This is a genomic window from Carnobacterium sp. 17-4 (assembly GCF_000195575.1).
In the GTDB taxonomy this organism is placed as follows: Bacteria; Bacillota; Bacilli; order Lactobacillales; family Carnobacteriaceae; genus Carnobacterium_B.
This window is the reverse complement of the sequence record NC_015391.1, coordinates 643868-669749: the sequence shown is the minus strand read 5'-3', so window position 1 is coordinate 669749 and position 25882 is coordinate 643868. Positions and strand designations below refer to the sequence as shown.

27 protein-coding genes are annotated in these 25882 nt (G+C 34.8%); 5 read left to right on the top strand and 22 right to left on the bottom strand.

What is annotated here, in order from left to right; genetic code table 11:
- Positions 1-140 precede the first annotated feature (140 nt).
- The 13 genes from nusB to CAR_RS03255 form a co-directional block, all read right to left on the bottom strand.
- Positions 141-584: a transcription antitermination factor NusB gene (gene nusB / locus CAR_RS03315; RefSeq protein ID WP_013710294.1), complete on the bottom strand. Its 444-nt coding sequence runs from the start codon at positions 582-584 to the stop codon at positions 141-143.
- On the bottom strand, positions 584-1009 hold the full coding sequence (locus tag CAR_RS03310; RefSeq protein WP_013710293.1) for an Asp23/Gls24 family envelope stress response protein: 426 nt from the start codon (positions 1007-1009) through the stop codon (positions 584-586). The genes nusB and CAR_RS03310 overlap by 1 nt, the downstream gene beginning before the upstream one ends.
- Before the next feature lie 46 nt (positions 1010-1055).
- The gene (gene efp / locus CAR_RS03305; RefSeq protein WP_013710292.1) at positions 1056-1613 is read right to left on the bottom strand and encodes an elongation factor P; all 558 of its coding nucleotides are present in this window, start codon (positions 1611-1613) and stop codon (positions 1056-1058) included.
- Between the two features lie 91 nt (positions 1614-1704).
- Positions 1705-2769 carry a M24 family metallopeptidase gene (locus CAR_RS03300; RefSeq protein WP_193352088.1) on the bottom strand — a complete coding sequence of 355 codons (1065 nt, stop codon included), beginning with the start codon at positions 2767-2769 and terminating at the stop codon, positions 1705-1707.
- Between the two features lie 137 nt (positions 2770-2906).
- Positions 2907-3299 (bottom strand): hypothetical protein, encoded by a 393-nt coding sequence (locus CAR_RS03295; protein WP_013710290.1) that lies wholly within the window; start codon positions 3297-3299, stop codon positions 2907-2909.
- On the bottom strand, positions 3292-3798 hold the full coding sequence (comGF, locus tag CAR_RS03290) for a competence type IV pilus minor pilin ComGF (RefSeq protein WP_052303130.1): 507 nt from the start codon (positions 3796-3798) through the stop codon (positions 3292-3294). The genes CAR_RS03295 and comGF overlap by 8 nt, the downstream gene beginning before the upstream one ends.
- Positions 3743-4045: a type II secretion system protein gene (locus tag CAR_RS03285; RefSeq protein WP_238526707.1), complete on the bottom strand. Its 303-nt coding sequence runs from the start codon at positions 4043-4045 to the stop codon at positions 3743-3745. Before CAR_RS03285 ends, comGF begins: the two co-directional genes overlap by 56 nt.
- Positions 4046-4070: 25 nt before the next feature.
- The gene (gene comGD / locus CAR_RS03280) at positions 4071-4508 is read right to left on the bottom strand and encodes a competence type IV pilus minor pilin ComGD (RefSeq protein ID WP_013710287.1); all 438 of its coding nucleotides are present in this window, start codon (positions 4506-4508) and stop codon (positions 4071-4073) included.
- Complete coding sequence (comGC, locus tag CAR_RS03275) at positions 4505-4828, bottom strand: competence type IV pilus major pilin ComGC (protein ID WP_013710286.1); 324 nt, start codon at positions 4826-4828, stop codon at positions 4505-4507. The genes comGD and comGC overlap by 4 nt, the downstream gene beginning before the upstream one ends.
- A complete protein-coding gene (comGB, locus tag CAR_RS03270) occupies positions 4825-5883 on the bottom strand; it encodes a competence type IV pilus assembly protein ComGB (protein WP_041556129.1) in 1059 nt (352 codons plus the stop codon). Before comGB ends, comGC begins: the two co-directional genes overlap by 4 nt.
- Positions 5837-6904, bottom strand: a complete 1068-nt coding sequence (gene comGA, locus CAR_RS03265; RefSeq protein WP_041556128.1) for a competence type IV pilus ATPase ComGA — start codon at positions 6902-6904, stop codon at positions 5837-5839. The genes comGB and comGA overlap by 47 nt, the downstream gene beginning before the upstream one ends.
- A 216-nt stretch (positions 6905-7120) precedes the next feature.
- A complete protein-coding gene (locus tag CAR_RS03260) occupies positions 7121-7846 on the bottom strand; it encodes a YebC/PmpR family DNA-binding transcriptional regulator (RefSeq protein WP_013710283.1) in 726 nt (241 codons plus the stop codon).
- 103 nt (positions 7847-7949) lie between these two features.
- Entirely contained in the window at positions 7950-8480 is a 531-nt protein-coding gene (locus CAR_RS03255) for a VanZ family protein (RefSeq protein ID WP_041556127.1), read from the bottom strand.
- A 205-nt stretch (positions 8481-8685) separates the two neighbouring features.
- Here CAR_RS03255 and CAR_RS03250 point away from each other — a divergent pair, with 205 nt between their 5' ends.
- On the top strand, positions 8686-10497 hold the full coding sequence (locus CAR_RS03250; protein WP_013710281.1) for a M3 family oligoendopeptidase: 1812 nt from the start codon (positions 8686-8688) through the stop codon (positions 10495-10497).
- 48 nt (positions 10498-10545) lie between these two features.
- Here the strand turns inward: CAR_RS03250 and CAR_RS03245 are convergent, their stop codons facing one another.
- The 3 genes from CAR_RS03245 to CAR_RS03235 all read right to left on the bottom strand — a co-directional run bounded on the left by CAR_RS03245 (position 10546) and on the right by CAR_RS03235 (position 13785).
- Positions 10546-11454, bottom strand: a complete 909-nt coding sequence (locus tag CAR_RS03245; protein WP_013710280.1) for a diacylglycerol/lipid kinase family protein — start codon at positions 11452-11454, stop codon at positions 10546-10548.
- A 195-nt stretch (positions 11455-11649) separates the two neighbouring features.
- Positions 11650-13101, bottom strand: coding sequence for a C40 family peptidase (locus tag CAR_RS03240; protein WP_013710279.1), 1452 nt, complete (start codon positions 13099-13101; stop codon positions 11650-11652).
- 135 nt (positions 13102-13236) lie between these two features.
- A complete protein-coding gene (locus tag CAR_RS03235) occupies positions 13237-13785 on the bottom strand; it encodes a DNA-3-methyladenine glycosylase I (RefSeq protein WP_013710278.1) in 549 nt (182 codons plus the stop codon).
- A 129-nt stretch (positions 13786-13914) separates the two neighbouring features.
- On the opposite strand from CAR_RS03235, the gene trhO reads away from it, so the two are divergent.
- A complete protein-coding gene (gene trhO, locus CAR_RS03230) occupies positions 13915-14880 on the top strand; it encodes an oxygen-dependent tRNA uridine(34) hydroxylase TrhO (protein ID WP_013710277.1) in 966 nt (321 codons plus the stop codon).
- 45 nt (positions 14881-14925) lie between these two features.
- On the opposite strand, the gene CAR_RS03225 is transcribed toward trhO, so the two are convergent.
- From CAR_RS03225 to CAR_RS03215, 3 genes are read right to left on the bottom strand one after another with little or no spacing between them, the layout of a single operon-like run.
- Positions 14926-15729, bottom strand: coding sequence for an ABC transporter ATP-binding protein (locus CAR_RS03225; RefSeq protein WP_013710276.1), 804 nt, complete (start codon positions 15727-15729; stop codon positions 14926-14928).
- Positions 15726-16625, bottom strand: coding sequence for an ABC transporter permease (locus CAR_RS03220; RefSeq protein ID WP_041556126.1), 900 nt, complete (start codon positions 16623-16625; stop codon positions 15726-15728). Before CAR_RS03220 ends, CAR_RS03225 begins: the two co-directional genes overlap by 4 nt.
- A 26-nt stretch (positions 16626-16651) precedes the next feature.
- Entirely contained in the window at positions 16652-17632 is a 981-nt protein-coding gene (locus tag CAR_RS03215) for an ABC transporter substrate-binding protein (protein ID WP_013710274.1), read from the bottom strand.
- Positions 17633-18201: 569 nt separating this feature from the next.
- Between CAR_RS03215 and CAR_RS03210 the strand changes: the two genes are divergently transcribed.
- Positions 18202-21042 (top strand): transglycosylase domain-containing protein, encoded by a 2841-nt coding sequence (locus CAR_RS03210; RefSeq protein ID WP_013710273.1) that lies wholly within the window; start codon positions 18202-18204, stop codon positions 21040-21042.
- 34 nt (positions 21043-21076) lie between these two features.
- Here CAR_RS03210 and ccpA read toward each other — a convergent pair whose 3' ends face one another.
- Positions 21077-22087, bottom strand: a complete 1011-nt coding sequence (ccpA, locus tag CAR_RS03205) for a catabolite control protein A (protein ID WP_013710272.1) — start codon at positions 22085-22087, stop codon at positions 21077-21079.
- Between the two features lie 218 nt (positions 22088-22305).
- On the opposite strand from ccpA, the gene CAR_RS03200 reads away from it, so the two are divergent.
- On the top strand, positions 22306-23400 hold the full coding sequence (locus tag CAR_RS03200) for a M24 family metallopeptidase (RefSeq protein ID WP_013710271.1): 1095 nt from the start codon (positions 22306-22308) through the stop codon (positions 23398-23400).
- An 82-nt stretch (positions 23401-23482) separates the two neighbouring features.
- Here CAR_RS03200 and CAR_RS03195 read toward each other — a convergent pair whose 3' ends face one another.
- Together CAR_RS03195 and CAR_RS03190 are read right to left on the bottom strand one after the other, a co-directional pair.
- A complete protein-coding gene (locus CAR_RS03195; protein ID WP_013710270.1) occupies positions 23483-24121 on the bottom strand; it encodes a YtxH domain-containing protein in 639 nt (212 codons plus the stop codon).
- 53 nt (positions 24122-24174) lie between these two features.
- On the bottom strand, positions 24175-24609 hold the full coding sequence (locus CAR_RS03190; RefSeq protein ID WP_013710269.1) for a DUF948 domain-containing protein: 435 nt from the start codon (positions 24607-24609) through the stop codon (positions 24175-24177).
- 341 nt (positions 24610-24950) lie between these two features.
- Here CAR_RS03190 and CAR_RS03185 point away from each other — a divergent pair, with 341 nt between their 5' ends.
- Positions 24951-25868, top strand: coding sequence for a mechanosensitive ion channel family protein (locus CAR_RS03185; protein WP_013710268.1), 918 nt, complete (start codon positions 24951-24953; stop codon positions 25866-25868).
- The last annotated feature ends 14 nt before the right edge of the window (positions 25869-25882 follow it).

The window sequence follows — 25882 nt, the reverse complement described above, 5'->3', positions numbered from 1 at the left end:
ATCCTTTTCATCTCACTTGAAGTAACTAGACTTTACCCTATCTATCTTATCATAAGAATTAGATCAGATACACCATCAAATCTGTCTCGTGAAACTTTTTATATAGTGTAACTTAAGCAAAAAAACAGTGAAAACAAAGCTTATTCAGCTTCATCTTCACTGTTCTCATTTACTATGTTTGCTAAAACACCATTAACAAATTTTCTGGATTTTTCATCACTGTACTTTTTGGTAATTTCTAGTGCTTCATTCAACGCAACTCTGTCTGGTACATCTGAAACATACATCATCTCAAAGATTGCAATTCGAATAATCATTAAATCTGTTTTAGCAAGACGATTTAGGGACCAATTCTCTAAGTGAGCTTTGATTTTTTCATCGATTTCATCTTGTTTTTCCAATACACCTGATACAAGTAAGTCTAAATAACTTGGTACCAGAACTGTTTCAACTTCATCAGCTAACTCAGCTTCACTAGTCAACGCTTGTTGCATAGCTTCTTCTTTTGATAACTCTTCATTAGCAGAAAGTTGAAAAAGTGATTGTAAGGCTTTTTCTCTAATATCACGTCGTGTTAAACTCACTATTCGTCACCATCTTCTTCTTGATCAAGATCTAATAATTCTTGCAATTCTGTTTTTTCTGGGACAATTCCTACAATATGAACATTTACTTCAGCTAATGTTATATCTGTCATTTGTAGTAATTGTTCTCTTACTTTTTCTTGAATTTCTAAAGCAACTTTTGGTACCGATACGCCATAAATAAAGTAGCAATAAATATCTACTTTCAAGCCATCTTCATCAGATGTTAAATGAACACCTTTTTTGTGGTCTACTCGACCAAATAATTCAGAAACACCAGAAGCAAGTTTTCCTTGCATTGCATAGACTCCATCTACTTTGTTTGCAGCAATACCAGAAATCACTTCAATTACCTCAGGAGCTACTTCAATTTCTCCAAGTGTACCTTTAGTATCATTTATTGCAACTGTCGATTCTTCAGCCATTTGGCAAACCTCCTATATTTACTAATTTCATTTTAAAATTGAATGATTATGCACGAGAAACGTAAGAACCATCTTGAGTATTGACAATCAACACATCATCCACATTAATAAAGAAAGGGACATTTACGGATGTTCCAGTTTCTAAAATTGCTGGTTTTGTTCCACCTGAAGAAGTGTCCCCACGAATACCAGGTTCAGTTTCAGCTACACGTAATTGTACTGTATTTGGCAATTCAACACCTAATACTTCTGTATCATACATTAAAATGTGAACTTCCATATTTTCTTTCAAATATTTTAATTCCTCAACAATAGAATCACCAGGTATTTCGATTTGTTCATATGACTCATTATCCATAAATACATATGCGCCAGCACTTTCATATAAATATTGCATTTTTTTATTATCGATTTGAGCTTTTTTAACTTTTTCTCCTGCACGGAAAGTTTTTTCTTGTACTGCACCAGATCGTAAATTTTTAAGTTTAGAACGTACAAAAGCAGCACCTTTACCTGGTTTTACATGTTGAAAATCGACAACACGCCAAATTGAACCGTCTACTTCGATTGTTAAACCTGTTTTAAAATCATTTACTGAAATCATTTAATTTCCTCCTATGAGTCCGTTCCTATTTTCTATATAAGTGTATCATTTTTTCAGTGTTCTGCCTAATAAATTGTCGATTTAAATCACGTTATAATATGATAAGTTCTTTTGGAGAGTGAGTGATGACTTCATTTCCATTTTCAGTAATCACTAAATCGTCTTCAATTCTTACTCCGCCAATGCCTGGCAGATAAATCCCGGGTTCATTGGTAATGACATTACCAAGTACAAAACGTTTTTCTGCTAACTTAGAAACGTTTGGTCCTTCATGAATTTCTAATCCAATACCATGTCCTGTTGAATGGCCAAAGGCTTCACCATAACCATATTTAGCAATATGGTCGCGAGCAATAGCATCTAATTGAACCCCAGTCATGCCTGGTTTAGCTGCATCAATAACTTTCAATTGTGCTTCTAATGTAATAGCATAAATTTCTTTTAACTTTTCGCTTGGTTCACCTACTGCAATTGTTCTCGTCATATCCGAAACATACCCTTCATAGTAACAACCAAAATCCATTGTTACAAAATCACCTGTTTCAATTTTCTTATGACTTGCTACCCCGTGAGGCATGGCTGAACGAATACCACTAGCAACAATCGTTTCAAATGAAACTCCAGTTGCATCTAAACCGCGCATATGAAAATCTAATAGATTAGCTACTTCGATTTCTGTCATTCCAGGTTTGATCTCTCCTAGAATATACTTGAAAGCTGCATCAGAAATAGAACATGCTTTTTTAATAGTTTCAATTTCCATTTTACTTTTAACTTCTCTAAGTTCTTCAATCAATCCAGTTATAGGGATCAATTCACCTGAAATAATTTGTTCTAGTAATTCAAATGTACTAAACGTAACAAAATCCTGTTCAAAACCTAACTTTTCAATTCTATTTTCGTCTACTAATCTTGCTACCTCATTAAAAATTGGCCCCACATTAGTAACGATTTCAAATCCTACCGCTTGAGTTGCTACTTGTTCAGTATATCTAAAATCCGTCACAAAATAAGCTTTATCCAGTGTAATCAAGCTTAAACCTGTTGTACCTGTAAAGTTTGAAATATAACGCAAATTATAAGGACTAGTTACTAATAATGCATCAATCCCTCTTTTTTTCATGCCTTCACGTAATTTAATTAATTTAGTCACTATTCCTCACTCCTTCTCTTATATGTATCTAATTTATTGGTTGAATTAGCCGCTTCTATTCAAATAGTATATCAAATACGACCACAAAAAGAAATAACCTCATCCAAGCTTGCCATGAGGTTACTTCACTTTCTTCTATGCTACTTTTCAATGGGTAAGTCGTGACTTATTTCTTTTTCTTCTTTGACCTTTAGTTCTTCAACTATCTGCGGAGTTAGTTGGACTTCTAGCTGTTTTGAAAAAACATTTTTAAGCGTCCCATTTAAGATGAATACATCAGCTTCTTTTCGTTGAATAGTCACTGTTCCATTAGGAAATGTAACAATGCCTTTTTGAATTTCTTTATCTACATCATATTGACGATTGAGTTCTATCTTAGATAAAATCAGCATACTTTCTACTTCATAATAGTGCTTCGTCATTCTTAACTGATTCATTTGATTCTCAAAAACTCTATTCGTGCCTAAAATCATAATGCTCATAAGTAAAAGAAATACCATTACAGAGGGCAACACAGCACCTTTTTCATTCATCTTGAATACCCACTAGGTTACGATTGATACTTAGTTGCGCATGATAGGTTTCTTGATTTGAAAAAGTTACTGTCATCTCTAAAAATAATTTTTTTTGAACAAAATTAATCGATTTTACTTTCATCAACATAGGATGATGACCTCCCGATCCCGTTCGACGCCTAACTAAATTATCATGTTTTTCATAATAGATCATCTCTTTAAATTGCCCTTTCTCATCTAACATTTTAAATTGCAGTTCATTAGGTTTTGTATTGACCAAAACGAGACCTTCCAAACTGTACTCGAATTGATTCAAGAACATATGCCATTCAAGCTGTCGATCTTCGAAAGTTTGCTTACGAATCGTTTTGTATTGCGTTGTGACAACATTTAAGAGAGCAATACAGAGTACCAAAATAAATAAAGCTGCTAAAGCTTCTATTAATGTAAATCCTTTTTGATCATGGGCTAAACGTTTGAAAAGAACGGACTTCAATAAAAACTTCTTCTTTTTCATAGTTTATCCGTACCCCTTTTTGACTAGTATTTCTTAGTTGTTTAATAGTAAAAGTCTTTCCTCCTGTTTTCCAAATAGGATCTATTGCTTGCTGTTGTTCGATTTTTTGTATTTGCTCATATTGGATGCGATGCATTTCAACAGCTGTTTTTTCTGCGTCTACTTTTTTTAGCATACCTACAATGAATGGAATATAAATAGCGATGCACAAACTCACTACAGAAAAAGCTACTAAACTTTCAATCAATAGATACCCCTTTTGATTTAATTTCTTATTGCCATTTATATCTGCCACTTCCTAACTGAAAAGTCATCGTGTGTCTTTCTTGGTTGATATAAAAAACCAATGTATCAAAAATCCTTAAATTTCCGGTGTATCCATTAAAATGATAATTTTTATGCGTAGGAGTTGTGATTGTTTCTGGTAAATAAATCAGTTGATTTAATTCATTCTGCTCATCTCCAATAACTTTAAATTGAACAGTTTTATATTGAGAAGACACGGTCATCATAGTCACTTGTCCAGATAAAACAGCATAATTTTGAATAGCCGTCATATGACTTTGAAATTCTTCAATAAACAACTGATTTTCTAACTGTTTTTTGGTTTGTTTGGTATAAATAGTTGGAATCAGTACTAAAACTGCTGCAACAAATAGGACAAGAAGCATCTCAAAAAGCAGCATGCCTTTTTCGTTTAAAGATTTCATTCATTTTTACTCGAACTTACGATACCATTCGTAATAGTAATAGATTTTGCGGTGGCTTGCTTAACTTGTTTAGCAGTTAAATAGCCTTGTTGCTGTAAGGAATCTAAGGAAACAGCAACTTCTTGACCATCTAATTCATAGAGCTCTACCTGTGTTTGGATAACGGTCACTAAGGCTTCTGTTCCTTGAATATCAATGGAATCTTTTTGTTTCACTACATTTGGAACAATAAGCAGCATCAATACTGAAATAATAAATAAAACCATTACCATTTCAATAAGTGTAAATCCTTTTTGATTCAGCCTTTTTTTCTTCTTCATAGAATCCCCTCCATCATAGAAAATGTTGGCAATAATAAAGCTAAATAAACACACATAATAAAAAAAGCAATAACTAAAAAAATGATTGGTTGGATGTAACCAAGTAACTTTTGGATCTGCATTGTTAATCTTAATTGACAATCCTGGGCATACACAGCTAATTCGATTCCTAATCGCCTGGTCGCTTCGCCATGCATGATAATAAATCCTAGTTCACGATTAAAAAAAGTAAAACTACTCATCGATTCTTTAAAATCTCGACCCGTCCTCAGCTCTTTTTCCATCTTGCAAGCTACTTCTTGCATCAGTTGAGTTGTTTCCTTCGTCTGCATTAATTCAATAATCTTATTCATTTGATGACCGCTTTTTAATAATTGGCTCCATTCATAACTAAATAAATTTGTGTAGTAGAGTCTTAATAGTGTTGAGAGAATCGGAATTTTCATAAATAAAACGGTGCGTTGAAGTGCAGTTTGTTTCCCCAACTGGTGACGAATCACTAAAATCATTAGACAAACAATCACTGTAAGAATGCCTAAAAAGGTCGGGAAATAATAAATAAATCCTATTGAAAATGTATTAATAATAGAACCCTGATTCGCATTCATTTGTTCATAATTGGGTAATATCATAAATCGAATAGCCATTAAAATACCAATCATAAACAGCAATAAAAAAATAGGATACTGCAACAATTTAGTTAATTGGCTTCGCTGCTTTTCTTTTTCTTCTAAGTAGTTCCCACTGGCTGCCAATGCTTCTGTCAGATTCCCATGGATAAAAGATAAATAAATTTGAGAAGAGATTCGTTCAGAGAAACCGTGTTGTTTTAAACTATTGTCAAACCGTTCGCCATTTTCTAGTTCTTCAAGAATCGATTGAATCCATTGGACTTCTTTTGGTAAAATCATTTTTAAAAATAACAAAGCCTCTTTTAAAGAGAATCCTTCTGTCATCAGTGCAGAAAGTTTAATTAAAAAGGATGCCTGGACAGCCAATGATTTCTTTTTAAGGAATCTGGAATTGGATATAATTTTTTTCACTGACATAGCCATATGCATACGCCTTTCTTAGTAATAAGTTAAAAGATCTCGTTTGTTTTTCTTGGATTTCTTCTTCTGAGTGCGTCTGAGCGAGAAATTGTTTGAGCTCTTTTCTCGATAAAACATCGTATAAAATCGCTCTTTTTTCATATAGGTTGATGTGCGCGCATGCTGGGTCACAGTCTCCATTGCAAAATGGGCAATATTTTGGAATCAACTTTTGAAATACCACACCCAACAAAGTTTGTTTTAGTTGTTCTTGTGTTACACCTAGTTCTAACAGCCGAGAAACGACCCCTACAGTATTTTTAGCATGAACGCTTGCAATTATCAGATGTCCTGTTAGAGCTCCTCTAATAACCATTTTCGCTGTTTCTTCATCTCTTATTTCACCAATAATAATAGTATCTGGATGGTGCCGTAAACTAGACTTTAAAAGGGTCTCATAAGTAATTCCGGCTTTTTCATTCACCTGTGTTTGTAAAAATAACGGTTCTTCAATCTCTACCGGATCCTCCACGGTAATGACTTGTTGTTTACTTATCAAATAGCTTTCACGAACAAGTTGATACATCGTTGTTGTTTTTCCTGACCCAACTGGTCCTGAAAAAATCAGCAATCCACTATTAAACTGAGCCAATTTCTCAATCAATTGTACTTCCTTTTTAAAATAGGTTGTTTTCAATAACGATAAATGAGCAGATTGATTTAAAATTCTGATTACCATCGATTCTTGAGCACGAAAATTTGTAATTGTAGAAAACCGTAAAGATGTAGCCTTTCCATCCATTAGCAGTTGTGAAGCTCCACTTTGAGGTTTTCTTCGCTCTCCTACATCCATATTTGATAAATATTTAAAATAGGAGATAACCCGTTTCCCATTTTCCTCGGGTACACTATTCCAAAAACTCATTTTTCCACCAATTCGAAAGTACAAACTGTAGTGATGTTCCTCAGGTAAAATATGAATGTCGCTTGTTCCTATTTCTTGAGCTTTTACAATGATATATTGAGCAAACTCTTCAATTTCCATTCTTGATCCTCCTTTCACACTATTCTTTTAATGTTCTTAGTTTAAGTGTATGTAATTAATAATGGATTTCGTTATTTTTCAGCTATTTTAAAAATGTTTTGTATCATTAGTAAGAGATTGGAAAAATAAATAAAAAAAATTAACAATGTAAGTCCACAAAAGGAATTTACACTGCTAATTTTTTTATTTTAACCAGAAATATTTTTAGTTTGTTATTTACAATTCAGCGTTGTGAAAAACTTCAGAAACGTCATCATCTTCTTCAAGTTTATCAATCATTTGATTAAATAAGGCTTTTTTATCTTCTGGCAACTGAACTGTTGTTTGTGGAATCATCGTTACTTCAGCTTGCGCTAATGTGTAGCCTTCTTTTTCTAAAGCATCACGCACATCTGGCAAATCAGAAGGATCAGTGTAAATTTCAAATACTTCATCCGACGTTTCCATTTCATCTCCGCCAGCCTCTAAAACGCTCATTAACATCGTATCTTCGTCTACATCTAATCCTTCACGTTCAATTGCGATATACCCTTTGCGATCAAACATGTAGCTAACAGATCCTTTTTCACCTAGTGACCCACCATTTTTATTAAATGCCACACGGATGTTTGTTCCAGTACGGTTTAAATTGTCAGTTAACGTATGTACCAAGACAGCTGTCCCTTTTGGTCCATACCCTTCATAAATGACTTCATCATAGTTCTCATTTTCACCTGTTGTGCTGCCTTTTTTTATAGCACGTTCAACATTATCATTTGGCATATTATTAGACTTAGCCTTGTCCATCACCATACGTAATGAAGGGTTCAAGTTTGGATCAGGCCCACCACTTTTTACAGCCATGTATATTTCTCTTGATATTTTTTGAAATATTTTTCCGCGTTTTGCATCTTGAGCATTTTTACGCCCTTGGATATTACTCCATTTTGAATGTCCTGACACTCCAAACTCCCCATTTCATAGTATAAGTGTAATAAGCTAGAATAAATAGCCCTACTTATTTTATCAAAAATCCTGTTGTAGAGCAACTATTCGTATGTATTCGCTACCGCTTAGATTTTTTAAATGATTGTTTAGTCTGTTTCTTTTTAGAAATAAACAAAAAAAATACCAATGCTAAAAGAATACTTGTAAGAGCACCTGTTGCATCTAAGATGACATCTTCCATCAATGGTGTTCGGTCTGGCGTAATACTTTGATGAAATTCATCAAATGCGGCATACCCCGCTGCTAATAACCACGCTACAAATGCTGCTAATCCAATACTAGTCATTTTATTTTTTAATCCTAAAAACCAGCACAATCCTAATAAAAAATAAATTCCATAATGGGCTAATTTTCGAATGAAAAATTCCACAAATGAACTATATCCTTGGGCGGCAATGCTCACTTCACTACCTGCATAATTAAATTGGATATGGCTTAATACGCCTTTCAGTGGTTCTTTAGCTAAGAAGGTATCCAACACACCTGTTAACGATTGTTCTCCATATGGCTGAGAAGAACTATAGAATAATCCAGCCATAATTATCAGTGCAAGTATAATAAAAATATTGTCTTTTACAGTAGATCGCATTCTTATTTTCCTTCTTCCTAATTTTTTTAATTTATTTCATCCATCATCACGTTATCTGTTTCTATTTTACATGAACTAAAATTGATTTTGGTAGTTATTTTCAAGTCGCTTTATAAAATTAGCTACTTTGACTTATTGTTGGTTTTAAAACTACCGCAAACTAGAGTATAATAAATGTATTCAGAACTCGAAAGGATGTTACGATATGAAATACAGTATGACATGGGATCTTGAATCTATTTTCCCAGGCGGCAGCAGTTCCCCTCAATTAAAAGAAAAGTTAGATACCATTCGAGGTCAGTTAGATGAATTAACTCGTCTAGTTACTCAATGGGATACAGAAGAAGACAGCCCATTCTTTAAAAGTTTGTCTGATATCTTATTGGTTCAAGAAGAACTATCAAAAGGACTTTCGCAAGTTTTCACCTTTATAGAAGCGGTTCAATCTGCAGATGTATCTGATAAACAAGCAGGAGCTATTTTGGGACAAGTCTTTGAACTAAATAGTGCCTTCAGTACTCTTCAAACCATTTTAACCAAAAAAATGGTTGCTATGCCGGATGATAAATGGAATGAATTAATTGAACTACCTGCTTTTAAAGAGATAGACTTTAGTCTAAATGAAACGCGTACACAAGGCAAAGAACTGTTAAGCGAAGCAGAAGAATCCTTGATTAATGCTCTTTCTATCGATGGATTTCAAGGCTGGAGCGACCATTATGATTCATTAGTAGCAACAATTGAAATTCCTTTTGAAGACAGCGAAGGACAAGTTCGCCTTTTATCTGCCGGACAAGCTTACAATAAAATGAATACCGATCCTGATACAGCTGTTCGTGAGCAATTATTCAAAAAGTGGGAAGAAACATGGGGAAGTATGGCTCCTTTATTTAGCGACACGTTAAACCATTTAGCTGGTTTTCGCTTAGCTGATTATAAAGCTCATGGTGTGAAAGATTTCTTGAAACGTCCATTAGAATACAATCGAATGAAGCAAGAAACCTTAGATACGATGTGGAAAGCAGTTAGTGAGCAGAAACAACCTTTTATTGATTATTTAAATCGAAAAGCTCAATTACTCGGAAAAGATAAGTTGTCTTGGCAAGATACAGAAGCACCCGTAATCATTGGCGACGCAACAGCTAAAGTCTATCCATATGATGATGGGGCTGATTTTATCGTTGAAAATTTCCGGAAATTCAGTGGAAAAATGGCTGACTTTGCTCAATATGCTTTTGATCATAACTGGATTGAGGCCGAAGATCGTAGCGGAAAAAGACCTGGTGGTTACTGTTCAGAGTTGCCAGAAAGCAAAGAATCTCGTATTTTTATGACTTATGCTGAATCACCTAGCGAAGTATCGACTTTAGCCCACGAATTGGGTCACGCTTTTCATAGTCATGTTATGACTGATTTGCCGACTCTTAATCAGCAATATGCCATGAACGTTGCTGAAACTGCTAGTACCTTCGCAGAACTTATTGTATCTGATGCTACCGTTAAAGAAGCTGCTTCAAAAGAAGAGAAAATCACTTTATTGGATACTAAAATACAAAATGCCTTAGCTATGTTTTTAAATATCCATGCTCGTTTCTTATTTGAAACCAGTTTTTATAGTGAACGTCAAAATGGAATCGTTACAGATGAACGACTTAGTGAATTGATGGAAGAAGCGCAAAAAGAAGCTTATCAAGATTCATTAAGTGAATATCATCCTCACTTTTGGGCTAGTAAACTTCACTTCTTCATTGCTGACGTTCCTTTTTATAATTTCCCGTATACGTTTGGTTATTTATTTAGTTTAGGAATCTATGCTCGTTCATTAGAAGAAGGAGCTGGTTTTGAAGATAAATACATCGCATTATTAAGAGATACAGCTTCTATGTCTACTGAGGACCTAGCTAAGAAGCATTTAGCTGTAGACCTAACAAAACCTGATTTCTGGGAAGCTGGTATCGCCATCATGAAAACCGATGTCTCTACTTTTATGGAATTAACAGAAGAGTACATTAAATAATAGTAAAGAACTACGACAATCGTTTAAACGATTATCGTAGTTCTTTTTTTATTCTTCTTTTGTATCCTTTGGAACAAAAATAGTAATATGGCTGGGTAAAACTTGAACATTAAGAGGAAGCTTATCCCCTTCATCTCCGTCAATATTGCTCATCACTTGATTATCTTCTTCAGAAACAGAGACTTTTCCTGATTTAAATTTTTTATACAGTGTTTCATTTGCATCACTCGCATTTCCTGAGACTATTTTGGGAACTAATTTAAGCTTGTCCATCAACGTTTTGCCTTTTAATACGATTAAATGCAAGTAGCCATCGTCAATTTTTGCATGAGGTAACATGTTTTCAAATCCTCCTACAGAATTCGTCAATGCGATAAGCACTAAACTAGATTCTTGTTCATAGACCTCATCGTCTAATTCTAATTTAAATGTATAACTTTGACCATCGCTTAATGCCTTTGCTCCTTCAATAAAATAGGCTAATGAACCTAATCTTGTTTTTTGGTCCGCACCTACGTTTTTAACAGCTTCAGGAATTTTCCCAATGGCAATGACATCTACAAAATAAGTATCATTTACTTTTCCAATATCTAATTTTTTTGTGATTGCATCTGGCAGCATCCGAATGGCTGTTGCTGGGTCAAGTGGAATACCTAATGCACGTCCTAAATCATTAACTGTACCTAAAGGGATAATACCCAATTTTGGACGGTACTCTTCTTCAGCTAGGCCACTTATACTTTCATTGACAGTTCCATCACCGCCCATCACAAAAATTGCTTCCACTCTTTCTTTAGCAGCAGATTTAGCAAATGCTTCAGCATCGCCACCCTTTGTTGTTTCCTTAAGTACAACTTCATCATATAGTCGTTCTAATGTTTCTAAAGCAAGCTTAGAATACTCACTCCCTTTTTCTCCACCAGAAGAAGGATTTACGATCAATACAGCTTTTTTCATTTTCCATCAACCTTTCCCACTTCTAATAAACCTTGTTTTTTTATATAGTTAGTTTAACTTAAGCTCACTTTTATTGCTACAAAAAGACATTCCCTAGTGGAAAACTAGTTTAGTTCTACAACTAAACAAAGCTTACTTATTAGTTAAAACAATAAAAAAATTCGTTACCCAGTGGGTAACGAATTTTTGTGTCTTTTAGTAACGTCCATATCCTACAAGTTTAGGTCCCCAATAAGAAGAACTAACTGAAGTGTAAGCAACGCCTGTACTACTTTGTGATCCAATAAATTGACCATTTCCAACATAGATTCCTACATGAGTAATTGATCCGCCACTGCTAAAGAAAACTAAATCTCCAGGTTGTGGATTTGACACCTTAGTAGAAGATGCATATTGTGCAGCTGCTGTACGTGGCAAAGAGATTCCAATTTTTGCAAATACATATGAAGTAAAACCAGAACAGTCAAATCCACTGGTTGTTGTTCCACCCCATAAATATGGTGTACCCATCACACTAGTTGCATGTGGTTGCAATTTTGACCAAGATGTACCGCCACTTGTAGACGGTGCTGGCGTTGTAGGTTTAGGAGCCTCAGGTGTTTTCGCTGGTGCCTTAGTCTCTGTTTTTACTGGTGCTTTTGTTTTTTCTGGTGCTTTTATTTCTGTTTTTGCTGGTGTTTTTACTGGCGCTTTTGCTGTAGTTGGTGCATTCTCAGTTTTCTTAGTAGTCTCTGTTGGAGTAGAAGCTACGACTTCACTTTCTTCTACTACTTGAGGTTCTTCAACAGACTCACTTGATTCTGCAACTACCACTTCTTCAGTTTCAGAAGTTTCTTCTACAATTGGTTCTTCAGTTTCTGCTGCTTCATAACTTGCCAATACAGCTAACTCTGCTGCTTCTTGGGCAGCAGTATATTCAGCTACTTGACTTTCAGCTTCAGCTTTTTGAGCAGTGTATTTATCTTTATCTGATTGTGCACTCGCTGTTTCAATTGCTAGTTGAGAAACCACAACTTCTTTTTCTAATAATTGTTGTTCCATTTCAGCTTTTGCATTTTCAAGTTGCGCTGCAAGGGCATTTTGTTGAACAATTGATTGTTCCGTTTTTTCTTTCTTTTCTACTACTGATTCTTTATCATCTGCTTGTGCTTGAACAAGATCTTTATTTGCTTTTACTAAATCAGTGACTACATCTACTCGTCCAATTACGTCAGACATTGAATCAGCTTCAATAACAAATTCTATGTAGTTTTTTGTATCTCCATTGACTTGTACTGTACGGGCTTGATCTTCAAGTTGTTTACTACGTTGTTCAATTTTTTCTTCAAGAGATTTAATTTCATTTTCTAAAGTTTGTTTTTCTTTTTGAGATGATTCAATTTCTGCTAATAATGAATCAGTTTTACCTTTGTTTGAATCGATTGAATTAGTAATAGCTGCTAATTCTGCTTCTGTTTCGCTTGATTGAGTTTGTAGAGCATCAACTTCTTGTTGAGCCGCTTCAATTGCTTCTTGTGTTTGGGTTACTTGTTGTTCAGATTCAGTAAGTTTATTTGTAGTAGTTTCAGCGCTAACGGCAGTTGGTAATATAAGAGAACTAAAGGTCATGGTTCCTAGGATTGCAATAGTTACTAGTTTTTTATTCACGTTTTTTACCCCTCCAGATTACGATTTGATTAAAAGTCTATTTTAACCGATTTCTTAACGGACTTTAGTATAGCATAATCTATGTGATAGAATCGTATCGTTTATATTACAACTGTGTGTCAAATAAACCGCCTTTCATTTAAATGAACAATTATCGCTATGATCATTTACTAAACCAGCCGCTTCCATAAATGCGTAACACGTTATTGGTCCAACAAATGAAAATCCTCTTTTTTTCATATCTTTAGATAAATTAGTGGATAGTTCTGTCTTAGCTGGCAGTTGTTCGACGTTCTTAAAATGATTTACGATTGGCTCTCCTTCTACAAATGACCAAATGTATTGATCAAATGAGCTGTATTCCTGTTTTACTTTTAGAAAGGCTATTGCATTTTTAATAATAGAAGCTACTTTCAACTTATTTCTTATGATACCAGGGTTTGAAAGCAATTCTTCTATTTTCTTTTGATTATAGTGACTAATTTTTTCGGGATTGAATCCATCTAATGCTTTCCGGTAATTTTCTCTTTTAGCTAAAATGGTAGACCAACTTAAGCCTGCTTGCATTGTTTCTAGAATCAGCAGTTCAAATAAAGCTTGATCATCGTGCAGTGGTTTTCCCCACTCTTCGTCATGGTATTTCTTCATTAATTCCGTTGTTGTTGCCCAATTGCATCTTTCCATTAAAACACATCCTTTTTTTTGAGGTATTGATTTCTATTATTTTATTAGTGTATAATGTATTGTTAGTATAGATTAACTTTCAGGTAGTCCGTCTACCTAGTGTTATGAATCAAATTAGGAGGATTTACTATGTCTAAAGATTACCGTGTTTTACTTTACTATAAATATGTTCATATCAAAAATCCAGAAGAATATACTGCAAAACATTTGGAGTTTTGTAAAGAAGTTGGTTTAAAAGGAAGAATTTTAATTGCTGAAGAAGGTATAAACGGTACTATTGCAGGTACTTATGACCAAACACAACAATACATTGATGAAATGCATGCTGATTCTCGTTTTTCAGACCTAGTTTTTAAAGTAGATGAAGAAGAACGTGCGCCTTTCAAAAAAATGTTTGTACGTCTACGCCCTGAACTTGTATCTCTAAACTTAGAAGATGACATCGACCCTAATGAAGTAACAGGTGAATACCTAAACCCTGAAGAATTCCGTGAAGCTATTCTTGATGAAAATACCATCGTCATCGATGCCCGCAATGATTATGAATACGATTTAGGTCACTTTAGAGGAGCCGTTCGTCCAGAAATCAGAACATTTAGAGAACTTCCTCAATGGATCCGTGATAATAAGGAACAATTCATGGATAAAAGAGTTGTAACATACTGTACTGGTGGAATTCGTTGTGAAAAATTCTCCGGTTGGCTAGTTAAAGAAGGATTTAAAGATGTTGGACAATTACATGGAGGAATCGCTACTTATGGAAAAGATTCAGAAGTTCAAGGTGATTTGTGGGATGGTCAAATGTATGTATTTGATGAACGCATCAGTGTCCCAGTTAATCAAAAAGAACATGTAATTGTTGGTCGTGACTGGTTTGATGGCACTCCTTGTGAACGTTACGTGAACTGTGCAAATCCAGCTTGTAATCGTCAAATTTTATCTTCAGAAGAAAATGAACATAAATATATGCGTGGTTGCTGTCATGAATGCCGTGTAGCGCCTGCCAACTTGTATGTAAAACGTAACAGCTTAAGCCAAGAAGAAGTTGCTGAGCGCTTAGCTGTAATTGGAGAAAAACTTCCAGCATCAGTATAATAAATTGAAAAAGAACGGAAACTAATTAGTTTCCGTTCTTTTTTGTTACCCTAATATCAATGCATCTTCTGTAACTGTGTCACCACTATTCTTTTGAAACAGAGCTAATAAATCTGGTACAGTTAAACGATTCTTTTCTTCCCCAGAAACATCTACTACTATCTTCCCATTATGAAGCATGATCAATCTTGTTCCATGAGCAATCGCATCTTCCATATTATGAGTAATCATCATCGCAGTCAATTTTTTTTCGTGGACAATTTTATCCGTCAACTTCAACACCATTTTACTAGTCTTAGGGTCAAGTGCCGCTGTATGTTCATCCAATAAAAGCAATTTAGGAGGAACAATCGTCGCCATCAGTAATGTCAAAGCTTGTCTTTGTCCACCAGATAATAATCCGACTTCCATTTTCAATCTGTCTTCTAATCCTAGTTCCAGTAATTTTAGTTGCTCTTTGAAAATTTCACGTTGCTTATCTTTCACACCAAGTGTTAACCCTCTTTTTTTTCCTCTTTTAAAAGCTACCGCTAAATTTTCTTCAATCGTCAGTCGTGTTGCCGTTCCCATCTTTGTGTCTTGGAAAACTCGCCCAATATCTTTTGCTCTTTCGTTTGTTCTTTTATTAGTAGCATCTTTTCCGTCCAATAAGACAGAACCTTCATCTACTACATAGGTTCCAGCCACACTATTTAATAATGTTGACTTTCCAGCACCATTTCCTCCGATAATCGTAATAAATTCTTCCTTCTTGATTGTCAAATCTATTCCTTTTAATACGTGGTTCTCATTAACAGTACCCACTTCAAAACTTTTATGAATACCTCTTAATTCCAAAATTGCAGTCATACTAATTCTGCTCCTTTCTTACCAACTCTTTTAGTCCTTTTTGGTTTCTTTTTCAATAAAGGAGTTGAAAGGGCAATTGTTAGGACAATGGCTGAGAATAACTTGATATCTTGTGGTTCTACTCCTAATTGCAATACGAAGTCAATAATTAGGCGATAAACAACTGCTCCAATCACAATGGTGATCAATCGTTTGGCAAAAGACAACTGATGGAATATGACTTCACCAATAATGATTGAAGCTAATCCAATGACGATCGTTCCAATTCCCATACTGATGTCTGCATAGCCGTTGTTTTGGGCAATCAATGCACCAGATAAAGCAATCAATCCATTACACAACATGTACCCTACGATTTTCATCGTATCTGTATGAATTCCATTTGCTTCACTCATAGCTTCGTTATCTCCAGTAGAACGTAGCGCTAGCCCTATTTCAGTACTGAAAAATAAATATAGGACTAAAATAACTAAAACAACTGCTACTCCCCCAACGACTAAAACTGCCATACGATTTTCTAATCCAAACGATTGTAACGTACGCATCAATGTATCTTGACCCAACAAAGTGACATTTGCTTTTCCTAATATCCTTAAATTAATAGAATACAAAGCAGTCATCGTTAAAATCCCGGTTAGTAGTGCCGGGATTTTAAGTTTCGTATGCAATAAACCGGATACGATTCCTGCAAGCATTCCCCCAACCAAAGCCAGAAAACTAGCTAACAATGGTGAGATTCCTGAAACAATGGATACCGAACAAATGGCAGCACCTAATGGAAAACTTCCCTCAGCAGTTAAATCTGCAATATCTAAAATTCTAAATGTAAGATAAACCCCAATCGCCATAATCGACCATAAAAGTCCTTGCGAAATACTTGATAATATAATATCCATGCTCATGCTCCTTTATGTTTTACCCTTTAGTCGGGTAGTACGATACTTTCAGGGTCAATACCTAAAGATTTTGCAACTTCTTCGTTAATAACCAATTCTAAATTAGTAGACGTTTCTACTGCCATCTCTGCTGGATCTGCATCATCTTCAATAATTTCAAGAGCCATTTTTGCTGTTTGACGTCCAAGTTCTTCATAATTGATTCCATAAGTTGCTAATCCTCCAGCTTCTACCATTTCCGCAGAACCTGGAACAACAGGCAATTTGTACTCTGCAGCAATTTCGCCAACTGTTGGCATTGTGCTGGCCAGTGTATTATCCGTTGGAATATATACAGCATCAACTTCTTTTGCCAACGTTGTCATGACTTGTTGTACATCATTTGTAGTTGTGACTGTCAATACTTTCACTTCTACTCCTTCTGCCTCAATCGCCTCTTGTGCTAAATCAGCCTGGATTTTTGAATTTGCCTCGCTGGAATTGTAGATGATTCCGATAGTTTCAGCATCTTGTGCTAAAGACAATAGCAACGAAATTTGTTCTTCAATTGGAACCATATCGCTTGTTCCAGTTACATTCCCACCTGGTGCTTCATTATCAGCAACTAATCCAGCATCTACCGGATCTGTAACTGCAGTGAATAAAATGGGCTCTTCTTGGGTACTCGTTGCAAGCGACTGAGCAGCTGGTGTTGCGATAGATAAGATAACTTCATTGTCTCCAATTAAGCTTTCACTCATACTTTGTAAATTCGCTTGGTCTCCTTGAGCATTTTGATAATTTAACGTCAAATTTTCTCCCTCGACATAGCCTGCTTCTTCTAACTCACTAACAAATCCTTTTCTTGCTTGCGTTAAAGAATCATGTTCCATATACTGCAAAATCCCAACATTTATCATTTCTGAATCTGCACTTTCACTTGTGTTTCCACATGCTCCTAATACTAAACCTGCAGTAACTGTTGCTAAACCTAAAATAACTTTTTTCTTCATTCCAATTGTTCTCATCTTTATATCCCCCTTATTTTTTAAAATTCTAATACTACAAAAAACACCCACTTAGAGATAGCCTTATCTAAGTGGGTGCTTATTTTATGTAAAAATAAACAGTAATTTATTTAATCCACCACTTAGATAAACTCTACGTGGCAAATATTCAGCAAATCAAATTGCTTTAGCCATCATAGATACAAACATTTCTGTTTCCTGTTTGCACCCATAACGAATTATGTCTACAAACAGCTTCTAAAATAGCTAAAGTAAAATGTATTCAATTGTGTTTGGTTGATTAAATGATTGTTCATAGTAATCCCTCACAATAGTTAGATTTGTTTTTATAAGTATAAAAAATACAATGAGAAAAGTCAACAACTAAATTAGAATTCGTTCATCAAAAAATCACTACTCTCTTACATAACTCTTATATTCACCCTTTTTTCACTTTTAAAACATACTTTCTTTAGAATTGATTAAATTTCTACAATATTTTTTCAAAAATTGCTCTTTCTCCTTTCTTTTTGTTATAATAAGCCAAGTAATTAGAGAACGAAAATATAATCTTACGAGGTGAACTAAATTTGAATAGTCCACAAAATACTAATGAATCGTCATTTTTAGAGAAAATTAAAGTAGTTATTCTAAGCTTGATACAATTCATAAAGAAACAATGGATTTCTTTCAAAAAGACATATTTTAATCGACAAACTCACTCAGCTTCCTTATCAAAATCAACTGCAAAAGAAACAAAGTCAACGACTTCTCAAAAAAGAGAACAAGCTAAAAAAGACGACAAAAAACCTACCTTAGCTAAATTTCTATTTGGGTTCAATGTTGGCTACAGTGTAATTAAAAATTTAATTATTACATTGGTCGTTGTCCTATTGATTGGCGGTGCACTTATTGGTGGAGCAGGAGCAGGATATTTTGCTTACCTTGTTTCCGGTGAACAAATCCCCACATATGAAGAAATGAAAGCTGACATAGAAAATGTATCAGCAACCTCTTCAATGTATTACGCTACTGGAGAAAAAATTAGTGATTTAAAAACAGATTTAAAACGATCTGAAATTCCATTAAGCGAAATGTCACCGTTAGTTCAAGAAGCCATTATTGCTACCGAAGACGAATATTTTTATAAACACTCTGGTGTGGTTCCAAAAGCAGTCGTTCGAGCATTGGCACAAGAAGTAACAGGCGCCAGTACAACTTCTGGGGGATCAACACTCACACAACAGCTGGTAAAACAGCAGATTTTGACAAACGAAGTCTCTTTTAAACGAAAAGCAAATGAAATTTTATTAGCTTTCCGTATTGAAAATTTCTTTTCAAAGGAAGAGATTTTAGAGAACTATTTAAATGTCTCCCCTTTTGGTAGAAATAATAAAGGGCAAAACATCGCTGGTTTGAATGAAGCTTCAGTGGGAATATTTGGAGTAAATCCTATCGATTTGACTTTGCCACAAGCGGCCTTTCTTGCTGGTCTGCCTCAAAATCCAATTGTTTATAGTCCTTATTCTCAAGTAGGTGCTCTTAAAGAAGATTTATCTGCAGGTATGAGTCGTAAAGATGAAGTGTTATTCAGAATGTACCGTGAAAATTACATTACGAAAGAAGAATATGATACTGCTTTAGCTTATGATTTAACACAAGACTTCCTACCTCAGGAAGCAGATGTTAATGACAGTACTGATTATGTTTACAACTTTGTAGAACAGCAAGCACGACAAATTTTAATGAAACAATTATACACAGCTGATGGCTATTCAGCTGAAGATATTTCTAATGACCAAGAATTAAAAGACTCTTATTACAATCAAGCAGACCTTGATTTGCGCTCAAAAGGTTACAAAATTTCTTCAACCATTGACAAGGGCGTTTACGAAGCTATGAATGAAGTCGTTGCGCAATATGCGACTCCTGAGATCTCATATGATGAAAATGATAACCCAATCATAAACAATACTAGTGATTTGGGAAATGTAAAAGTTGTTGATTACGTTGATAAAGAAACTAATGAAACTAAAACACTCGTTGAGCCTGTACAAAATGGAGCAGTTTTAAGAGATAATGCTACCGGACGAATTATTTCCTTTATCGGTGGCGTCGATTATGAGTTTACTCAAGTCAATCATGCTTATCAATCTCCTCGTTCTCCAGGTTCAACTATTAAGCCTTTATTAGCTTTTGCTCCAGCATTGGAAGAAGGCATTATTACACCGGCTTCGATGCTTTTTGAAAGCTCTGCTAAAGTACCAAGTTGGGAAAATGGAGCTTTAGGTGTTCATGAAATTACCAACGTTGGAAATGTTACTCCAAATAAATGGACTGACGTACGTTCAGGTCTTTCACAATCAAGCAACATTGTAACAACTAAAATCTATCAACAAATGAAAGACACCTATAACATGGAAGAAAAACTTGAATCTTATATGCACAAGATGGGATTTGGATCTGATGTCATCACGACGGATGAATATCAAGGAGTTTATTATGCTCTTCCTATTGGTGGAATATCTAGAGGAACAACCGTCTTAGATCAAACAGATGGCTTCTCTACTTTAGCAAATAAAGGGAACTACACAGAAGGGTATGTCATTGATAAAATTGAGGATGCTGCTGGAGAAGTTGTTTATCAACATGAAGTAAAACCTGTTGAAGTATTTAGTCCTGAAACAGCCTATCTAACAACCGATATTTTACGTGACGTATTAGAAACCGGTACGGCTAAAGACGTAGAAGGTCAATTGAATTTCCAAGCTGATATTGCAGGTAAAACTGGAACGTCAGATGGCCAAAAAGACATTTGGTTTATTGGCTACACTCCTCAAGTTACTCTGAGTTCTTGGATTGGATACGACAATGCTGTAGATACGCCTATTAATGATTTATCTAACTCAGGTTCAGAAAGTCCAAGTTTAAGAAACCGAAGACACTGGGCTCGATTGATGAATGCAATCTACAATGCCAATCCTACTGTTTTGGGTACGGATCAAGCTTTCCAAAAACCAGATGGTGTTGTTGAGGCCAAAGTTTTAACTTCAACAGGAATGTTGCCAGGAAAAGTAAAATTATCGAATGGAAAGGAAGTTACCGTTTCCGGTGCTACAAAAACAGAACTCTTTAATAAAAAGTTCCTTCCGAAAACAACCACTTACAATTTTGCACTTGCTGCTTCTGAAAAAGAATTAGGAGATTATTGGAATAAGGCTTCCAAATCTGCAAGCGAAGAAGCTGCTAAGAAAGCTAAAGCGGAAGCAGATAAAAAGAACGCAGAAGCTAAAAAAGTTAAAACTGAAGAAGATAAGAAAAAGGCTGATGCTGCAAAATCTGAAGAAGTGAAAGCTAAAGCTAAAATAGAAAATGATAAAAAATTACAAGAAGCTGCTAAGAAAAAAGCAGAAGAAAAAAAGAATGAATAAAAAAAGGCATCGGTACTAAACCGATGCCTTTTTTTTATTCCTCTTTAGTTGTCCCTCTATTTGCAATATGATGTGGTAAAATAATTGTTTTTTCATCTACATCTTCTTTGTTCATCAACTTAGTTAATAAACGCATAGCTACAGCACCAATATCATATAATGGTTGAGTAATCGTGCTCAATTTCGGTCTTACCATTTCAGATAATTTAGAATTGTTTGCAGTAACTACTTCGAATTCTTCTGGTATCTTAACAGAGTGATCTAGAGCTCCATTCATAATCCCTACAGCAATTTCGTCATCACCAGCAAATACTGCGGTAGCTCCTGCTTCAGCTAACTTACTGTATACTTCTTCTCCAGCCGTAAATGTGTAGGCTGTTTCAAAAATCAGACTTTCATCATAAGCAATACCAGCATTTTCTAACGCTGTTTTATACCCTTTTAAGCGATAAACCCCATTTATTGGTTCTTGTGTTATTGATCCCGATACAAAAGCAATACGCTCGTGTCCGCTAGCAATCAATTGGTCAATTGTTTGTTCTGTTGCAGCTTCATAATCAATATTTACGCTACCCATTTGCTCATCAGGATCTACTGTTCCTGCCAAAACTACAGGTGTTTTCGAACGTGAAAATTCTGCTCTTAATTCATCAGAAATTTTATGTCCCATATAAATAATTCCATCCACTTGTTTAGCTAAAAGTGTGTTTAATACTTGAACTTCTTTTATATCATTTTGATCAGAATTTGCTAAGATAATATTGTATTTATACATCGTTGCTATGTCGTCAATTCCTCTAGCTAAAGAAGAAAAGTATAAATTCGTAACATCGGGAATAATTACCCCTACAGTCGTTGTCTTTTTACTTGCCAATCCACGTGCAACAGCATTTGGACGGTAGTCTAGACGATCAATAACTTCTAATACTTTTTTTCGAGTAGTTGGCTTTACATTTGGGTTGCCGTTTACAACACGTGAAACAGTTGCCATAGAGACATTTGCTTCTCTTGCAACATCATAAATAGTGATGGTTTGTTTTTCCATAATCAATCTCCTTCGAATAGTTAGATTCGCTTACTTTTTACATACTACCAATTTAGCAAACATACAGAACTAATGCAAGCGTTTCAATTCCATTTTCATGAAAATTTCATTTTTTCTTTCATTAATTAAATTTAACTGATTTTCTATTTTTTAAGAAAATTAAGATCAATAGTGCTACAATTATAACCATTCAGATAGTTGAAAGTGAGGATAAAAATATGAACAAACAACTTAATGCGTTACAACTATGGTTAGCCGAACAAAACATAGATGGTGCTTTTATTAATGATCCTAATACAATAACTTATTTAAGCGGATACGAAAGTGAACCACATGAGCGCATCTTAGCTTTGGCAGTTTTTGCTAAGGGTGAACCTTTCCTTTTCACACCCGAACTTGAAAAAGAGGATGCTATAAATAGTGACTGGACACATGATGTTTATGGTTATTTAGACAATGAGGATCCATGGACACTTATCGCTGAACACTTGCGTTCTCACAGCAGCAACCTTAGCAAAATAGCTATTGAAAAAGACTTTTTAACAGTCGGACGCTTTGAAAAGCTACAATCATTTTTTCAAACTGCTTCTTTTTTAGATATTACACCAAAAATACAAACAATGAAGTTAATCAAAACTCCTGATGAAATTGAAAAAATGATGGAAGCCGGTAAATGGGCTGACCGAGCTTTAGAAATTGGTTTCAATGCAATAAAAGAAGGTATATCTGAAGAAGAAATTGTTGCAGAAATTGAATACCGTTTAAAAAAAGAAGGCATTAAAGAAATGAGTTTTGAGACAATGGTCTTGACTGGAGATAACGCAGCTAGTCCGCATGGTGTTCCTGGTAAAAGACAAGTCCAATTAAATGAGTTTGTTTTATTTGATTTAGGCGTTGTATACAACGGATACACGAGCGATGTTACGCGAACTATCGCTTTTGGAGAACCCTCAAAACAAGCAAAAGAAATTTACGCTATTGTTTTACAGGCTTGTAACGCTGCTTTAAATGCAATAAAACCTGGCATAACGGCTGGAGAATTGGATAAAGTTGCCCGGAATATCATTACAGATGCCGGTTATGGACCATATTTCACTCATCGCTTAGGCCATGGGTTAGGAAGTTCTGTTCATGAGTTTCCTTCTATCATGCAAGATAGTGATTTTGTGATTCAAGAAGGTATGTGTTTCTCAATAGAACCCGGTATTTATGTACCTGGTATAGCTGGAGTCCGCATTGAAGATTGTGTAGTGGTTACAAAAAAAGGTTGCGAAGTGTTTACTCATACTCCAAAAAATTACACTTCTATTTAGCACCTTCCCTAACCTATCAACACTAAAAAAGTAAACAAAAAAGCAGTGAAGCTTATCGCTTCACTGCTTTTACTGAATAGAATTAGATGCCCACATTTGTATTTGTTGTTTTGTGCTCATCTTTTTTTCCATTTTCTTTAGTCTGTTCTGTACTAATGTTTGATGTTGAATAGTCAGGACCTTCTTCAGCTTTTTCTTGATCATAAGCATAGTCCATCGTGTTTCTTTCAACTTCTTCTTTCAAAGAATCGCTATCATATTTTAGATTAGTTGAAACATCTGTTGCTTCTTCTTTACCATCTTTTGCAGATGATTTAACTTCTTCTGTTGTATCTTTTGCTTTTGATTTTACTTCTTCTGCTGTTTCAGTAGCAGTAGCTTTAGCCTCTTGTGCTACATCTGTTGCAGAATCTTTAAGATCACTTAGGCCATCACCTACATCTTTTGAAGCACGAGTTAATTGGTCTTTCATTTGAGAAGCTGACTCTTTCAAGCTGATTTTAATGTCTTCAGAAGCATCTTTCGCAACAGTTTTCATTTCTTTGCCTTTTTCTTTTGCGATATCAACATATTCTTTTGCTGATCCTTTAGCATTAGTCTTTTGTTGATTTAAATCTTCACGTAACTCTTTACCTGATTTTGGGGCATACAATAGAGCTGTAATTCCTGCAGTTGCAGCTCCTACAATTGCCCCTAAAAGAAATCCACCTTTTTTAGTCATATATACTTCTCTCCTTTTCTCTATTCACTATAATTTTTCACTTTATTTAGTGCTTATTCATTTACCTTTTTATCTTTACGTTTTTTATTCATATTTACTGCCGTTTTACCGACTTTAGTTACCATGCCCGTTTGAGCTGTTTTCTTTGTAGCTCCTGCAACATGGGTAGTTAAGTTACGAGTAGAATCATTTAAACTTGAAACAGTCGTTCCTAAATCACCAATAGCTCTGAACAATGGATCTGTTTTACTTAACTTTCCATTGACATCATCTAACGTAGTATTGGATTTGTTTAGTAATCCCTCAACTTCAATCAGAAGACTATCCGCATCTTTTGTAAGAACTCCTATGGTTTTATTCGCTTCATTAACCGTTTTTTGGACTTCTCCAATTACCTTAGAAATTTTTAACAATACGATAATTAGAAACACGACTAATGCTGCAAAAGCTACAGCAGCTATCAGAGCTGCAATTTCTCCACCTGTCATATGAACTCCTCACTTCCTTTTATTTTCTTATTTTTTAGATAAAATAGACTCATTTTACAAACTAATTCAATTGAAAGGAGCTAGTTTATCAACAAATTTTTCATCTTTAAACAAAATATCTTACACAAGTATAGAATACCACTATTTATTTTTTACATCAAATAATATGAAACCGAATACTTTTATTTTTTTGTCTTCTGATTAATTTTTAGTTTTAAAAGTCATTAAAAAAATTTAGAATTTTCTTAATAGATATGTAACTATAATTTTATCTTTTTATTTGTTACTATAGGTAAGAAGCATTTAACAGAAATTTGTTTACTTAAAGGAGTATTTAGTTTATGGACAGCAGTATTATGGATAGTAGTAATCAGCTAGACAGCTCAATTGCAGTTGACGTAGTTGATTCTATTACAGAACAAACCAATATTTTCTCGGATTTTTGGAGCTCAATCGATTGGGCCAAAATCATTTCTATGGTGACAGCGAGTGTCATTCAAATTGTCTTTTTCACAATTTTCTTTTACCTTGTAAAAATAATTGGAAATTTTTTCATTGAACGAACTTTTGAAAACTACCGTAAGAAAAAAGATATTTCAACAAATCGTTTAAACACACTCTATAATTTGACAAAAAATTTATTTCAATCTTTTGTAGGCTTTTTTTTATTCTACGCCATTCTTTCAGCTATTGGTATTCCTGTTGGTACGCTATTAGCAGGAGCTGGGGTCATTGGGTTAGCGTTGTCTCTTGGAGCACAAGGTTTCGTCAGCGATATTGTAAACGGCTTTTTCCTTCTATTGGAGAAGCAAATTGATGTTGGCGATGTTGTAGACTTAGAAACCGTTTCTGGTACAGTGGTTGATGTAAACTTAAAAACAACTAAGGTCAAAAGCTTTGATGGTACTATGAATTTCGTACCTAATCGTTACATCACGATTGTAAGCAATAAATCGCGCGAAGATATGCGTGCTCAAATTGATGTGCGGCTTACACCGGATACCGATATAGATAAAGTTAATACGATAATAGCAGAGGTAAATGATATTCTTGTGCCACAGTATCCGGATATTACTGAACCTCCAAATAATTTAGGTTTAATTAACTTAGGAAATGGTCACTACGGGATACGAATTGTGATATTCGCTTTACATGGACATGAGTTTGAAATCCAAAATGCTTTTTCTCAAGCGTATGTTACCGCCTTGACGAAAAATGGAATCGAAATCCCTGTTAACCCGCTTAATGTTATACAATAGCTATTTCAAAATAA

What these genes read in the sequence shown, in the direction of transcription:
- CAR_RS03310 (WP_013710293.1), bottom strand. Translation starts at nt 1,009, where the DNA reads ATGGCTGAAGAATCGACAGTTGCAATAAATGATACTAAAGGTACACTT.
- efp (WP_013710292.1), bottom strand. Translation starts at nt 1,613, where the DNA reads ATGATTTCAGTAAATGATTTTAAAACAGGTTTAACAATCGAAGTAGAC.
- CAR_RS03295 (WP_013710290.1), bottom strand. Translation starts at nt 3,299, where the DNA reads ATGAATGAAAAAGGTGCTGTGTTGCCCTCTGTAATGGTATTTCTTTTA.
- comGF (WP_052303130.1), bottom strand. Translation starts at nt 3,798, where the DNA reads ATGAAAAAGAAGAAGTTTTTATTGAAGTCCGTTCTTTTCAAACGTTTA.
- comGD (WP_013710287.1), bottom strand. Translation starts at nt 4,508, where the DNA reads ATGAAATCTTTAAACGAAAAAGGCATGCTGCTTTTTGAGATGCTTCTT.
- comGC (WP_013710286.1), bottom strand. Translation starts at nt 4,828, where the DNA reads ATGAAGAAGAAAAAAAGGCTGAATCAAAAAGGATTTACACTTATTGAA.
- comGB (WP_041556129.1), bottom strand. Translation starts at nt 5,883, where the DNA reads ATGGCTATGTCAGTGAAAAAAATTATATCCAATTCCAGATTCCTTAAA.
- comGA (WP_041556128.1), bottom strand. Translation starts at nt 6,904, where the DNA reads ATGGAAATTGAAGAGTTTGCTCAATATATCATTGTAAAAGCTCAAGAA.
- CAR_RS03255 (WP_041556127.1), bottom strand. Translation starts at nt 8,480, where the DNA reads ATGCGATCTACTGTAAAAGACAATATTTTTATTATACTTGCACTGATA.
- CAR_RS03250 (WP_013710281.1), top strand. Translation starts at nt 8,686, where the DNA reads ATGAAATACAGTATGACATGGGATCTTGAATCTATTTTCCCAGGCGGC.
- CAR_RS03245 (WP_013710280.1), bottom strand. Translation starts at nt 11,454, where the DNA reads ATGAAAAAAGCTGTATTGATCGTAAATCCTTCTTCTGGTGGAGAAAAA.
- CAR_RS03235 (WP_013710278.1), bottom strand. Translation starts at nt 13,785, where the DNA reads ATGGAAAGATGCAATTGGGCAACAACAACGGAATTAATGAAGAAATAC.
- trhO (WP_013710277.1), top strand. Translation starts at nt 13,915, where the DNA reads ATGTCTAAAGATTACCGTGTTTTACTTTACTATAAATATGTTCATATC.
- CAR_RS03225 (WP_013710276.1), bottom strand. Translation starts at nt 15,729, where the DNA reads ATGACTGCAATTTTGGAATTAAGAGGTATTCATAAAAGTTTTGAAGTG.
- CAR_RS03220 (WP_041556126.1), bottom strand. Translation starts at nt 16,625, where the DNA reads ATGGATATTATATTATCAAGTATTTCGCAAGGACTTTTATGGTCGATT.
- CAR_RS03215 (WP_013710274.1), bottom strand. Translation starts at nt 17,632, where the DNA reads ATGAGAACAATTGGAATGAAGAAAAAAGTTATTTTAGGTTTAGCAACA.
- ccpA (WP_013710272.1), bottom strand. Translation starts at nt 22,087, where the DNA reads ATGGAAAAACAAACCATCACTATTTATGATGTTGCAAGAGAAGCAAAT.
- CAR_RS03200 (WP_013710271.1), top strand. Translation starts at nt 22,306, where the DNA reads ATGAACAAACAACTTAATGCGTTACAACTATGGTTAGCCGAACAAAAC.
- CAR_RS03195 (WP_013710270.1), bottom strand. Translation starts at nt 24,121, where the DNA reads ATGACTAAAAAAGGTGGATTTCTTTTAGGGGCAATTGTAGGAGCTGCA.
- CAR_RS03190 (WP_013710269.1), bottom strand. Translation starts at nt 24,609, where the DNA reads ATGACAGGTGGAGAAATTGCAGCTCTGATAGCTGCTGTAGCTTTTGCA.
- CAR_RS03185 (WP_013710268.1), top strand. Translation starts at nt 24,951, where the DNA reads ATGGACAGCAGTATTATGGATAGTAGTAATCAGCTAGACAGCTCAATT.